Genomic DNA, 13,412 nt, shown 5'->3' on the forward strand with positions numbered 1-13,412 from the left:
CAGAGAACAAACCTGCTCGCGGTACTTGCATAGCCAACGCACTGGCTCATATCGGCGGGTCCTAATGAACGCGCCGGCGCGGCCGTGAGGCCGAAGCCGACGGTGTCATCCGGAATAGGCTCTGACGGGCTGCGGTTCGCAGGTCAGAGGGAAACCGATAGTCCGCCGTCAACCGCCAGCACATGTCCATTGACGTAACCGGCAGCGTTAGAGGCGAGAAACACCACGGCTCCGCCGAGTTCCTCGGGCTTGGCCCAGCGGCCTGCTGGGGTTCGTGCCTCGACCCATTTGGTGAAAGCCTCGTCGTTGATAAGCGCGATATTGAGCTCGGTGGCGAAATAGCCGGGGGCGATCGCGTTGATTGTTATGCCGTGACGGCCCATTTCGGCGGCGGCGGAGCGCGTCAGTCCATGCAGGCCCGCCTTTGCCGCCACATAGGCGTGAATGGTGGGACGGCCAAGGATCGCCGCAACCGATCCAGTGTTTATGATGCGGCCGAATTTGTTCGGCAGCATCAGACGCACTGCATCACGCATCATGCGAAAGCAGGCCGACAGATTGACGGCAATCACACGGTCGAAATCCTCGTCCTCCCATTCGACCAAAGGCCTGCGATGCTGGATGCCGGCGTTGTTGATCAGGATATCGAGGCGGCTGTGGCGTTCGACGATTCCTTGGAGCGCCGCCCTTGAGACCGCCGCGTCGGCAACGTCGAACGGCAGGGCTTCGGCCCCGATGCTTTCCGCCGCAGCGGAGAGGGCGGTCATGCCGCGGGCGTTGACGATTACCGTCGCACCGTTTTCCGCAAGTGCTTTGGCCATGGCGAAGCCCAGGCCGCGCGAAGCACCCGTGACCAATGCGACACGGCCCTTGAGCGAGAACAATTCCGACATTGAAGCCTCTGGAGCGAGATGAGAATGCTTCAGTTTAGCCGCATCTCGCTCCAACGAAAGGGCGGGAGTTTCCTCCCGCCCAAAGCCCTATTTGGCGACGCAGGTATCCGCCGTCTGCGGAGTGCAGACGTCGAGGCCGGTGTAGGTCGGGTCAGCCGGCGGAGCCTTGCCGTCCTTCATATCCTTCAATGCCATCATCGTCTTGTAGCCCATTTCGAACGGCCGCTGGCCGACCTGGCCAAGGGAAAGACCTTCCTTCATCTGATCGATCTGGACGGGAAGCGTGTCGGCGACGACAAGGGCCAGGGCCTTCGAGGCGATCTTGTCCTTGTACGGGGCTACCGCAGCTCGGTTGGCATCTGGGATGAACTGCGGGAAGCCACCCGTTGGGATGAATGCGTCGAGGTTCGGGTTTTTCCCCATGATGTCCTCGAATTGCTGCACCGAAAGCGGGAAATCATCGTTGGTATAGAGCGGACAGCCTTCGATTTCGGTCCAGCCATTCTGGCCCGTCAGCCGGTCCCCGGGCGAGGCTGCCGACTTGGTGCCCGAAAGCGTATCGCGAATGCCCTGCATGCGCTCATTGTGGTTGGCCGCCGCCGCGCCGCCCGACTGGATACAGATCGTGCCGCCCTTGGGCTTAATCTGCATGGCAAGCTTGGCAAGGTTCACGCCGATCTCATAATTGTGGGTCCCGATATAGGCGGCGCGAAGATCCTTGTTCTCGGGCAGGAGGTCGGAATCCCAGGTGAGGACCGGGATGCCGGCTTCCTTGGCGGCCTGCAGCGCGACTGCCATCGCCGCGGCATTCGATGGCGACACGGCGATGCCGTCCACCTTCTTGGCAACCAGGTCCTGCACGATCTGTACCTGCTCGTCGCCGCCGCCATGCTCTCCGGGGCCGATATACATGCACTCCAAGGCCCCATTCGATTCGGCTTCGGCTTTCTTGCAGCCGTCGCGTGCCTGGTCGAAGAAAGGATTGTTCATGTTCTTCGGCACCAGGGCGAAGGTGTATTTCGCCTGGGCGCCGGAAACGGCGAGCACCATTGCGCCAAGCGCCACGGCCGCCGTCAACAGATGTTTTCTCATGGGACGTTCTCCTCCTTGGTGTGATCCCGCAGGCCTCCCGCCGGCGGGTTTCTAACGGCTTCGTTTGGGCATCAAGGCTGCCAGCGACGCTGCGAGCATCGATCTGCCTCCGGTTTGCATGCCCAAAAGAACCGCAAGAACGATGAAGGCGCCCACGAAGGCACCCTGCCAATTTGAATCGATGCCGGCCATCAGCAGTGCATTCCTGATCACCTCGAGGAAGGCCGAACCGATTATCGCGCCGAACGCCGTGCCGGCGCCGCCCATGAGGCTGGCTCCGCCGATGACTGTCGCGGCGATCACGCGCAGCTCATAACCTTGGCCCATGGCGTTGATGGCCGAGCCGTTGTAACCAAGCAGCAGCAGCGAGGCGAGCGAGGCGGTGAAAGCCGAGAAGACATAGGCCTGGAATTTGATCCAGTCGACCGGCACGCCGGTAAGCCGGGCGGCCTCCTCGTTACCCCCGATGGCGAAGAGATGTCGGGCCCAGGCGGTGAAATTGAACACGAAGCCGACGATCAGGGCCAGAATCACCATAGTCCAAAACTGCGATGACAGTCCCGGTATCCAGTGGGGTGCCCAGTCCTGCGGCCCATGCAGCGGCCATTTCGCCTGACCGATCGCCTTCACGATCGGAGCATCGGGCCCGAACTGGTAGAGCATCTGGTTGGCCGAGAACACGACCGCCAGCGAACGCGCCACGGACAGCATCCCGAGGGTGACCACGAAGGACGGCATTCCGACATAAGCAACAAAGAACCCGTTGACCGCGCCGCAGGCCAGACCGGAGAAAAGACCGATGGCAAAGGCGACGTACCAAGGATAGTGCCAGGTCAGGAACAGGCCGGCGACGATGGCCACCAGGCCCATGATCGAGCCGACCGACAGATCGATGCCACCGGTGATGATCACCACCGTCATGCCGAGCGCCATGAGGCCGAAAGGTGCGAAGTTGCGCGTGACGTTGGCGACGTTTTCGGAGGTGCCGAAGCTCGGCTCGATGGCTGTCATCAACATGACGAGAGCAATGAGCGCGATTGTCACCCAGAATGGCTGACTTGAAACCACACGCTGCAACGCCGTCTTCTCCTTGGTCGGGATGAAGTCCGCCATGGCCGGACGGCTGGTTTCCACGAGCGACTCCCTGACGCTAACCGACTGCCGAGCACTATTCGCCACGGATGGCCCCCGTTATTAATCCGGTGATTTCCTCGGGCGAGGTGTTGTCGACCTGCTTGTCGGCAACCTTCGAACCTCGCCTCAGCACGATGATACGATCTGCGACGGCGAAAACGTCAGGCATGCGGTGGCTGATCAACATGACCCCGACCCCTTGCGCCTTGAGGCGTCGGATCAATTCGAGCACTTCCGCCACCTGGCGTACGGAGATTGCGGCGGTCGGCTCGTCCATCAACACCAGCTTGGCGTTCGAAAGCCGGGTTCGTGCGATGGCTACCGCCTGGCGCTGCCCACCCGACATCTTCCTGACCAGGTCGCGCGGTCGGGTTTCCGATTTGAGTTCTTCGAACAGCGCTGCCGAGCGGTCGATCATCGCCTGCTTATTGAGCACCCTGATCGGCCAGAAGCCCTTCTTTATCTCACGGCCAAGAAAGACGTTCTGCGCGGCCGTTAGATTGTCGGCGAGCGCCAGGTCCTGATAGACGACTTCGATTCCTTTGGCACGCGCCTGGACGGGTTTGTGGAATTGACAAACCTCGCCGTCCACTACGATTTCGCCGTCGTTCGGCGGGAAGTTCCCGGCCACTGTCTTGACTATCGTCGACTTGCCGGCGCCGTTGTCCCCCATGAGACCCACGACTTCGCCCCGCTCTACCTGGAAGCTGACGTCGGTCAGGGCCTGGATGGCTCCAAAGTTCTTGGAAACATGGCGAACTTCAAGCACCGGCATCGCGGTCCTCCCCGGACAACATTGCCAACCTTGTCCCGGACTTATGCAAGACAGCTAATCAGCGAAACGCATTCAACACAATCATTATTAGATCAGGATTTTGGGGGGCGTTGGAGCAAGGGTGCGACTTACGGCGCAATAGGATCTTTGATACCGCCGGCTCGACTCTGCTTTGTGCCCAACGAACGGACTCCGGGCGTGCACCGGCCAGCATGCCGTTGAGAATAGCGCAACCGACGGCAATCCGGCTTTCGGGCGACAAGGCGCGGACTCGTAGACGTCAGCCGATGTCCCTTATAGCGCCGAAGACGAGCACGTCTTCAATCTGCTCGCCTTTTCTTATCTCGAAGGTCGAAGGAGCAGTTTACAACGGCTGCCTGAGTTTGGCGCCCAGCTTTGCGCCTGATGTCGGCCATTCAAGCAGAGCTTTTTGCCTTCGCCCGGAAGCGGGCATCGCAGGGTGAAAATGCCGGATGTCGTACGCCAGAGGCAGACGACGCGAAATCGAATCCGCCACCCTCAGTGCGCTTGGTTCGGCGCCTCCCTACTGGTGACGCGGAGACGGATGCGTGCGCCCTGCGGATCGACCCTCAGGACTGCTTGTCGTCTGGATGGCCGAGCTCGCAGAACCAGCCGCCGAGATACTTCACCGACGGTTTGGTTGGATCGGGAACTGGTGTCTTCGCCTCGACGGCGGCACGAAATGGTTCGGCGCTGTCCTGCGGGATAAATCCCAGGTGATTGGCGCCGCTGTTGTCGACCATCTTCAGCTTGTTGTTGGAAATGCCGAACGAAATCGTGTGGCCGACGCGCGGCGCGGTCAGCGATGCCTCGACCAGGCGCACGCAGTCGGCGAAGGAGAGATACGACCACAGCATGCGGCGGTCGGCCGGCTCGGGGAAGGACGAGAAGATGCGCAGGCATACCGTCTCGATGCCGAACTTGTCCCAGTAGAGCCGGCTGAGGCTTTCAACGAAATTCTTCGACACGCCGTAGAGGCTATCCGGGCGCACCGGCGCGTCCACGCCGATATGCGCGTCGATCTCGTGATAGCCGATGGCATGCACCGATGAGGCATAGATGACACGCTTCACGCCGTGTTTCCGCGCGCCTTCATAGATGTGGTACGAGCCGCGGATGCTGGAATCGAGGATCGTCTGCCATTCGCATTCGAGCGGCGCGCCGCCGAAATGCACGATCGCGTCGCAGTCCTTGGTCGCCGCGATCGTGGCTTCCATGTCGGCGAGATCGAAAACCGCTTCCTCTTCGTGAGGCGCGAGATCGCCGAACGGGTGGCGCCCCGCCAGGCGAATCGTCTTGGCCAGCGGCACCAGCCCCTTGCGCAGCTCCGATCCAAGCCGGCCGGCGGCGCCGGTGATCAGGATACGTTCGTAATGCGGCATCGTTTACTCCACTTGCGAGACGGCGGTATTGATCCGCGAGATCGCCTCGGCCAGCACCTCTTCGCTGGTCGCGGTCGAGATGCGGAAATAGGGTGACAGTCCGTAGGCGACGCCGGGCACCGACGCCACCCGGCCTTCACTCAGCAGGTAATTCGCAACCGCGGTATCGTCTTCCAGCACGACGCCCTTCGGGGTCTTGCGGCCGATCAGGCTGGCGCAGCCGATATAGGCATAGAAGGCACCTTCCGGCGGCGACAGCGTCAGCCCGTTGATCTTCCTGATGCCGTTGACGACCAGATCGCGGCGCCTCTCGAAAGCCTGGCGGAAGCGCGCGACTTCGTCCTGCGGACCGTTGAGCGCGGCGACGGTCGCGGCCTGCGCGATCGAGCACACCGAGGTGCAGGACTGGCTCTGGATCGTCGACATCGCCTTGACGAGCGGCGCGGGTCCCGCCGCGTAACCGACGCGCCACCCGGTCATCGCGTAGGATTTCGAGACGCCGTTGACGATCAGCGTGCGGTCCTTGAGCTCGGGGCAGGCCTTGCCGAAGGAAACGAACTCGCGCCCGTCGAACAGGATGTGCTCGTAGATCTCGTCGGAGAGGACGAGCACTTGCGGGTGCATGGCTAAAATGGCGCCGAGTGCGCGCAAATCCGACTCCGAATAGACCGCGCCGGATGGATTACCCGGCATGTTGAGGAAGAGCCATTTCGTCCTCGGCGTGATTGCCTTTTCCAAGAGCGCTGGCGTCAGCCGGAAACCGGTGGTCTCCGGGCATTCGACGACGACCGGCGTGCCGCCGAGCAGCTTCACCATTTCGGGATAGGAGACGAAGTAGGGCGCCGGCAGGATTGCTTCGTCGCCCGTGTCCAGCGTTGCCATCAGCGCGTTGAAGATGATCTGCTTGGCGCCGTTGGCCACCACGATGTCATCGGCCGTGTAGTCCAGGCCGTTCTCGCGTCGGAATTTGCCGGCCACAGCCTGGCGCACCTCGGCCGTGCCGGCAGCGGCGGTGTAGAGGGTTTGTCCCGCTTTCGCTGCGAAATGCGCGGCATCGATGATGTGGAGGGGCGTCGGAAAGTCGGGCTCGCCCAGGCCGAGATCGATCACGTCCACACCCCTGGCGCGTAGCGCCTTGGCGGCCTGCGAAGCGGCCATCGAGGCCGAAGGCTTCACCACCGAAAGGCGCGAGGCAATATAGCTCATCAGTCGTTCTCCGTGATGTAACCCTTGGACCGATCATTGGCTCGTGCGGCCGCACGGCGTTTGGCCGGATCGCCATAGCCGCCGCCGCCTGGCAGTTCGAGGATCAGCCGGCGTCCCGCCGGCACATGCTGCCAGCCCTTGGGCCGCATCCTGGTGCCATCGTCGAGCTTGACCACGCCGGCAGTGCCCGGCTTGCCGCCGTTACGGCCGTGGGCCGGATGATTGACGCGGTCAAACATGGCCGAGAAGTCGAATTCGTGGCCGTCGGTCGCTGCGATCTCGATGATCTGGCCGAGGCCGCCGCGGAATTCGCCGTCGCCGCCGGAGTTCGGCCGCAGCTCCTTGCGCCAGATGACGATCGGGCCGGTATGCTCGGTGGCCTCGATCGGCATGGTGTGGACGCCGGACGGGAAGGCTGTCGCCGACAAGCCGTCTAGCCCGGGGCGTGCGCCCATGCCGCCGGAGTTGAACATCAGCACTTCCGCCCGGCGACCGGACGCGCCTGCGACAGGACGCGCAGAAATGTGGATGTTCCAGAGAGCACCGGCGCCTTCAGCGAGGATCTTGCCAGGCAGCGCCTTGGCGAAGGCGCCCAGCACCAGATCGGGGACCATGTGGCCGAAAATATGCCTGAGGGCCACCGGCGCCGGTCGCACGGCGTTCAGGATGTTGACCGGTGACGATACGGTGAAGAAGGCAAGCGAGGCGGCGTTGTTCGGGATGTCGGGCGCCACCATGCATTTCAGCGCATAGCAGGCATAGGCCTTGCTGTAGATGATCGGGCAGTTGATGCCCCAGCGGCTCATCGGATCTGTGCCGGTGAAATCGACCTCGACATGGTCGTCGCGGACCGAGACGGTGGCCGCAAGCTTGATCGGCTCGTCATAACCGTCGGTCACCAGCTCGTTCGACCAGCTTCCCTTGGGCAGCGCCTCGATGCGTTCGAGCATCGCGTCGCGGGTGCGCGAGAAGATGAAGTCGCCGAGCCCGTCGAGCGAGGTGAGGCCGATCTCCTTCATCATGTCGACGAGGCGGCGATGGCCGACCTCGTTGCAGGCTGCAAGCGAATAGAAATCGCCGACGACCTGGTTGGGCTCGCGGACATTGGCGCGCAGGATGCGGACCAAGTCAAGGTTGACCTTGCCCTTCTCGGCAAACTTCATGATCGGGATCTGAATGCCTTCCTCATAGACCGATTTGCCGTCGGCGCCGAAGCCGCGGCCGCCGACATCGACCACATGCGCCGTGCAGGCGAAGAAGGCGACGAGCTCGCCGTTGAGGAAGGACGGCGAGACCATGGTGATGTCGTGCAGGTGGCCGGTGCCGAGCCAGGGATCGTTGGTGACGTAAGTGTCGCCCTCGAACATTTGATCGCGCGGGATCTCGTTCATGAAATGCAGCACGGCTTCGGCCATAGTGTTGACGTGGCCGGGCGTGCCGGTCACCGCCTGCGCCAGCATCTGGCCGCGCGGATCGAACACGCCGGCCGACAGGTCGCCGGATTCGCGCACCGAGGTCGAAAAGGCGGTGCGCAAAAGCGTGAGCGCCTGCTCCTCGACCACCGAGATCAACCGGTTCCACATGACCTGCATGCGGATCTCGCCAATATCGCTCATGCCTGTCTGCCTTTGCGGGTCAGGAGGATCGCGCCGTCGCTCTGGATGACGGCGTCGAAGCTGGTGGTGACAACGGTCGATGTCTCGCGCTCGACGATGACGGCCGGGCCAGCGATGCGATCGCCGGGGCACAGCGCCTCGCGTTCGACGATGCCGTAGCTCTGCGGCGCCCCCGTTGCCGGATCGAAGACCGCGCGGGTCGCCGTCGGTTGGCTGGTCTTCTTGCCTGCGGTGAGCTCGTGCCTGGTGCCGGCCGGACGAATATCGGTCGCCTTCACCGACCAGGTGACGATCTCAATCTCCAGCCCGTCGAGCCCGTCGATGGCGCGGCCGAAGAAGCGCTGATAGCTGGTCTCGAACAGCGCCTTGAGCCTGGCGGCCGCATCGTCGCCGAACGGCTCGTCCGATACCGGCACGGGGATTTCCCAGCCCTGGCCGGCATAGCGCATGAAGGCGGTGATCTCGCAGACGATCTGGCCACTGGCGCCGGTGCGGACAAAGCCTTCGGCGGAGGCTTTGAGATCAGAGAGCAGGGCGTTGACTTCGGCCGGCTTGAAGCGCGAAAGGCGCGTCAGTTTCGAGGCCAGCGCCTCGTAGCCGAACGGAGCCTTGAGGAAGCCTATCGCCGACCCGACACCGGCGCCGCGCGGCACGATGCACTGGTCGATGCCGAGCTTTTCGCAAAGCCTTGCCGCGTGCAGCGGTGCCGCGCCGCCAAAGGCGATCATCAGATTGTCGGAGATGTTCTTGCCGTTCTCGACCGCATGGACGCGCGCGGCGTTGGCCATGTTCTCGTCCACCACCTCGCAGATGCCGAAGGCGGTCGACATGGCATTCAACGACAGGCGCTCGCCGACATCGCGCAGGATCGCCTGCTCGGAAGCGGAGATGTCCAGCTTGATCGCGCCGCCGGCGAAATTGTTGGGGTCGAGCTTGCCGAGCACCAGGTCGGCGTCGGTGATCGCCGGGCGTTTGCCGCCGCGGCCGTAGCAGGCTGGGCCCGGTTCCGAGCCGGCGCTCTCCGGTCCGGTCTGGATGCGGCCCATAGCGTCCACCCACGCGATCGAGCCGCCGCCGGCGCCGATCTCGATCATCTCGATCACGGGGATCGAGATCGGCATGCCCGAGCCCTTGGAGAAGCGATAGGTGCGCGCCACTTCGAACGTTCTCGCCGTACGCGGCGCAAAATCCTCGATCAGGCAGATCTTGGCGGTGGTTCCGCCCATGTCATAGGAGACGACCTTCTCCAGGCCGAAACGCCGAGCGATGTCGGCGGCAAAAATGGCGCCGCCCGCGGGACCGGACTCGACCAGCCGGACAGGGAATTCAGAAGCAGTTTCCACCGAGATCAGGCCGCCGCCGGAATGGATCATGAAGACCGGGCACTCGGCGCCCATGTCCTTGAGGCGCGTCTGCAGGCGGGCGAGATAGTCGGCCATCTGCGGCCGCACATAGGCGTTGGCGCAGACCGTGTTGAAGCGCTCGAACTCGCGCATCTGCGGCGAGACCTCGGCGCTGATCGAGATCGGGATGGTAAGCTTGCGAGCGAGGATCTGGCGCGCCCGGCGCTCGTGGTCGGGGTTGGCGTAAGCGTGGATGAAGCCGATCGCCACCGAGCCGAAATTGCCGGCCAAGATCCGCTCGGCGATTGCTTCCAGCGCTGCTTCGTCGAGCGGCTGCAGTTCCTGGCCCTCGGCGCCGATGCGGCCCTTGACGGTGAAACGATCTTCACGCGGGATCAGCGGCGTCGGCAGCTGCAGGTTCAGATCATACTGCTCGAACCGGTTCTCCGTCCGCATTTCGATCACATCGCGAAAGCCTTCCGTCGTGACGAGCGCGGTCCTGGCGCCGCGCCGCTCGATCAGCGCATTGGTGGCGAGCGTCGTACCGTGGATGATGATGCCGATCTCGACTGCCGAAATTCCGGCATCGCGGACGACGACGTCGATGCCGTCGAGGATCGCCTGCTCGGGCGCCGAATAATTGGTCAGCACCTTGGTCGAAAACATCGTTCCCCTGACATCGAGGGCGATGTCGGTGAAGGTGCCACCGATGTCCGCGCCGAGGCGGATGTCGTCTGATCTGGAGGTCATGCCGTGGCCTTCTGCGAAGCGAGTGCTGCGTCGCGCATCTGGGATAGGGTCTGCCGGGGCGTGAGCGCTTCGGGCGAGATGGCGATGTCGAGAACGGCGCCGGTCGCAGACTGCTGGGCCCGCCGGAACGCCGCCGCGAAATGCCCGGTGCTTTCGACGCGCTCGGCGTGAAAACCATAGGCCCTTGCCAGCGCCACGAAGTCCGGGTTTTCCAGCGAGGTGCCGGAGACGCGGGCCGGATAGTTGCGTTCCTGATGCGCGCGGATCGTGCCGTATATGCCGTTGTTGATGATGAGCACGATTGGCTGCGCGCCGGCCTGCATAGCCGTGCCGAGCTCCTGGCAGTTCATCTGGAAGTCGCCGTCGCCGGCAAAGCATACGACTGTGCGCTGCGGAAACGCGACTTTCGCGGCGATGGCTGCGGGCAGGCCATAGCCCATGGCACCGGATTGCGGGGCAAGCAGCCGCGCGTCCGGCCCGAACTTGAAGAACTTGTTCGGCCACACCGTGAAATTGCCGGCGCCGTTGGTGAGGATGACATCGGCCGGCAAGGTCTCGCGCAACCAGGCGGTGACCGTGACCATGTCGACCGGGCCGGGCTGGACGGGTGCCGCGAATGTGGCTTCATAGGCCTTGCGCGCTGCCGCGCGCCAACCGGCCCAGGCGCCCTTGACCGGGGTGAGTGCCTTGGCGAAAGCGTTCGGGCCGGCATGGACGCCGATCGCGGGCACGTAGATCTTGCCGATTTCGCGGTCGGAGCCGTGCACATGGATCAGCTTCTGGCGCGGCACCGGAACGTCGAGCAGCGTGTAGCCGTCGGTCGTCATCTCGCCGAAGCGGACATTGACAGCCAAGATCACGTCAGCATCGCGGATCAGCGTCTTGACATGCGCCACCATGCCGACGCCGGCTTCGCCAACGAAGACTGGCGAATGGTTGTCGAACTGGTCCTGGTAGCGGAAGGCGGCAATGACGGGGATGTCGGAAGCCTCGGCGAAGGCCTGGAGCGCGGCGCGTCCGTCCGCGGTCCAGTTGGCGCCGCCCATGAGCAGCACCGGCCTCTCGGCCGCAGCCAGCATCTCAAGCGCCGACGAAAGGGCATCCTGCGACGGAGCGGCTTCGAAAATCGAAGCAGGGCCGCTGAGCGGCGCGGCCTCGGTCGAGGTCGTCAGCATGTCTTCGGGCAGCGCGACGACGACGGGGCCGGGCCGGCCGGTCAAGGCGGTGGTCCAGGCGCGCGCCACAATCTCGGGCAGGCGCTCAACGTCGTCGATCTCGACCGCCCATTTGGCGACGGTGCCGTAGACGGCGCGGTAGTCGATCTCCTGGAAGGCCTCGCGGCCCTTCATATCGGTGCCGACCTGGCCGACGAAGAGGATCATCGGCGAACTATCCTGCATCGCGGTGTGGATGCCGATGCTGGCATTGGTCACGCCTGGGCCGCGGGTCACTAAGCAGATGCCGGGCGATCCCGTCAGCTTGCCGTAGGCCGAGGCCATGAACGCCGCGCCGCCTTCATTGCGGCAAAGCACATAGTCCAGCCTGCCCTTGGTATCGTGCAGCGCGTCGAGAACGGCGAGATAGCTTTCGCCGGGCACGCCAAAGCTCTTGGTCGCGCCCAAGGCGATCAGGCATTCGACAAGAAGGCGACCGCCATTGCGGACCATGCTTCGGCTTCCTTACGATTGGCGGCAAGCAGAGCCTGCCTTTTCAGATTTATACCTGCACTGCGGCAGGCCGGGACGGAATCAAGAAATGCAGTTCATTCGAAAGTTTTTCTTTATAGCGGCGAGCGCACCGAAACACCGGGGTTCATCATGCCCGACGGATCGAATGCATCCTTCAGCCGTACCATGAGCTCCCGCTCCACCGGACTTCTGTTCCGGTCGGCCATGGCGATCTTGGCGCGGCCGAGCCCATGCTCGGCGGCGAAGCTCCCGCCCATGTCGGTGGCTGAAGCGGCCAGCGCCTCAGCGAATGCCGCGGCTTTCCCATCGAAATCGGCGCGGCCTTCCGGCGGCGATAGATTGTAGTGGATGTTGCCGTCGCCGAGATGGCCGAACGGGTTGATCCGCACGCCCGGAAGAATCTCGTGGCATAGTTTCGCGCCCGCCTCGATGAAGCGCGCTATCGCGCCCGGCGGCACGGAGATGTCGTGCTTGAGCTGCTCGCCCTGCAGCCGCTGGCCTTCCGGCTGCTCTTCGCGCAGGCGCCAGAACTGCGCCCGCTGCGCGCCCGAATTGGCCAGCGCGCCATCGACGACCAGGCCTTGCTCCATGCCCCATTCCAGCGCCGAACCCAGGATGTCGTCGAGGGGAACGCGCGTCGAGCCCGACGCCATCTCGACGAGCAGATAGACGTCGCCCCGCGTCTCCAGCTGATAGGCGAGGTCTGGAAGATGCTTGAGCGCGAGCGTCAGGCCGACATCCGAAAAGAACTCAAGGCCGGCCAGGAACTCTCCGGCCTCGCCACGCAGAAACGCACCGAACGACACGGCGGCGGCGAAGTCGGACATCACCAGCAGCGCGCTCGCCCGCTGCTTTGGCGAGGGATAGAGCCTGAGGATTGCTTGCGTCACGATGCCGAGCGTGCCTTCCGAACCGCAGAACAGCTTGCGCAGCTGATAGCCTGCATTGTCCTTCTGTACCGCGCGCATTCCGTCCCACACCGTGCCGTCGGCCATGACGACCTCGAGGCCGAGGACCAGATCCTGCATCATGCCGAAGCGGAAGGCCTGGCTGCCGCCGGCATTGGTGCCGATCAGACCGCCGATCCTGGCGCTGCCTTCGGCCCCAAGATGCACTGGGAACATCAGGCCATGCGGCTCCAGCGCCTCGTGCAGCGCGGCGAGCACGACGCCTGCCTCAACCGCGATCGAGCCGCTCTCCGGATCCGGCTCGCCGATTGCCGTCATGCGCGACAGCGAGACGATAACCGCGTCGGGCTGCTCGGCGACGGCCCCACCGCACAGGCCGGTATTGCCGCCTTGCGGCACGACTGCCAATCCTGCCTGCCGGCAAGCCTTGACGACCGCGGCCACCTCCGCGGTGTTGGCGGGGCGGGCGACGCCCACGGGCCGGACGCCGTAGCGGTTGAGCCAATCGCGCTGGTAAGGTTGGGCATCATCGCCCGAAAGCCAGCCTTTCGGTCCGAGTATCCCGCGCAGGGCGACTATGGGATCGGTCATTGAAATTCCTGCT

11 protein-coding genes are annotated in these 13,412 nt (G+C 63.8%); 1 reads left to right on the forward strand and 10 read right to left on the reverse strand.

Annotated elements, in window-relative coordinates; translation table 11 throughout:
- Window positions 1-143 precede the first annotated feature (143 nt).
- The 3 genes from LB523_RS01045 to LB523_RS01055 form a co-directional block, all read right to left on the reverse strand.
- Window positions 144-893, reverse strand: coding sequence for a glucose 1-dehydrogenase (locus LB523_RS01045; protein WP_224600598.1), 750 nt, complete (start codon window positions 891-893; stop codon window positions 144-146).
- An 87-nt stretch (window positions 894-980) separates the two neighbouring features.
- Window positions 981-1,985 (reverse strand): sugar-binding protein, encoded by a 1,005-nt coding sequence (locus LB523_RS01050; protein ID WP_224523067.1) that lies wholly within the window; start codon window positions 1,983-1,985, stop codon window positions 981-983.
- A gap of 51 nt (window positions 1,986-2,036) precedes the next feature.
- Window positions 2,037-2,906: an ABC transporter permease gene (locus tag LB523_RS01055; RefSeq protein ID WP_263492966.1), complete on the reverse strand. Its 870-nt coding sequence runs from the start codon at window positions 2,904-2,906 to the stop codon at window positions 2,037-2,039.
- Here LB523_RS01055 and LB523_RS01060 point away from each other — a divergent pair.
- Window positions 2,890-3,042, forward strand: coding sequence for a hypothetical protein (locus tag LB523_RS01060; RefSeq protein WP_224600999.1), 153 nt, complete (start codon window positions 2,890-2,892; stop codon window positions 3,040-3,042). The two genes, LB523_RS01055 and LB523_RS01060, sit on opposite strands and share 17 nt — an antisense overlap.
- A 111-nt stretch (window positions 3,043-3,153) precedes the next feature.
- Here the strand turns inward: LB523_RS01060 and LB523_RS01065 are convergent, their stop codons facing one another.
- The 7 genes from LB523_RS01065 to LB523_RS01095 form a co-directional block, all read right to left on the reverse strand.
- A complete protein-coding gene (locus tag LB523_RS01065) occupies window positions 3,154-3,894 on the reverse strand; it encodes an ATP-binding cassette domain-containing protein (protein ID WP_140839132.1) in 741 nt (246 codons plus the stop codon).
- Window positions 3,895-4,484: 590 nt separating this feature from the next.
- Window positions 4,485-5,297, reverse strand: a complete 813-nt coding sequence (locus tag LB523_RS01070; protein ID WP_224600599.1) for an NAD-dependent epimerase/dehydratase family protein — start codon at window positions 5,295-5,297, stop codon at window positions 4,485-4,487.
- 3 nt (window positions 5,298-5,300) lie between these two features.
- Window positions 5,301-6,503 carry a pyridoxal phosphate-dependent aminotransferase gene (locus tag LB523_RS01075; RefSeq protein ID WP_224600600.1) on the reverse strand — a complete coding sequence of 401 codons (1,203 nt, stop codon included), beginning with the start codon at window positions 6,501-6,503 and terminating at the stop codon, window positions 5,301-5,303.
- Window positions 6,503-8,119, reverse strand: coding sequence for a hydantoinase B/oxoprolinase family protein (locus LB523_RS01080; protein WP_224600601.1), 1,617 nt, complete (start codon window positions 8,117-8,119; stop codon window positions 6,503-6,505). The genes LB523_RS01075 and LB523_RS01080 overlap by 1 nt, the downstream gene beginning before the upstream one ends.
- Window positions 8,116-10,212: a hydantoinase/oxoprolinase family protein gene (locus tag LB523_RS01085; RefSeq protein ID WP_224600602.1), complete on the reverse strand. Its 2,097-nt coding sequence runs from the start codon at window positions 10,210-10,212 to the stop codon at window positions 8,116-8,118. Before LB523_RS01085 ends, LB523_RS01080 begins: the two co-directional genes overlap by 4 nt.
- The gene (locus LB523_RS01090; RefSeq protein WP_224600603.1) at window positions 10,209-11,879 is read right to left on the reverse strand and encodes a thiamine pyrophosphate-dependent enzyme; all 1,671 of its coding nucleotides are present in this window, start codon (window positions 11,877-11,879) and stop codon (window positions 10,209-10,211) included. The genes LB523_RS01085 and LB523_RS01090 overlap by 4 nt, the downstream gene beginning before the upstream one ends.
- Before the next feature lie 113 nt (window positions 11,880-11,992).
- A complete protein-coding gene (locus LB523_RS01095) occupies window positions 11,993-13,399 on the reverse strand; it encodes an FAD-binding oxidoreductase (RefSeq protein ID WP_224600604.1) in 1,407 nt (468 codons plus the stop codon).
- Window positions 13,400-13,412: the final 13 nt, after the last annotated feature.

Origin of the sequence: Mesorhizobium sp. ESP-6-4 (genome assembly GCF_020164735.1) — a bacterium.
In the GTDB taxonomy this organism is placed as follows: Bacteria; Pseudomonadota; Alphaproteobacteria; order Rhizobiales; family Rhizobiaceae; genus Mesorhizobium.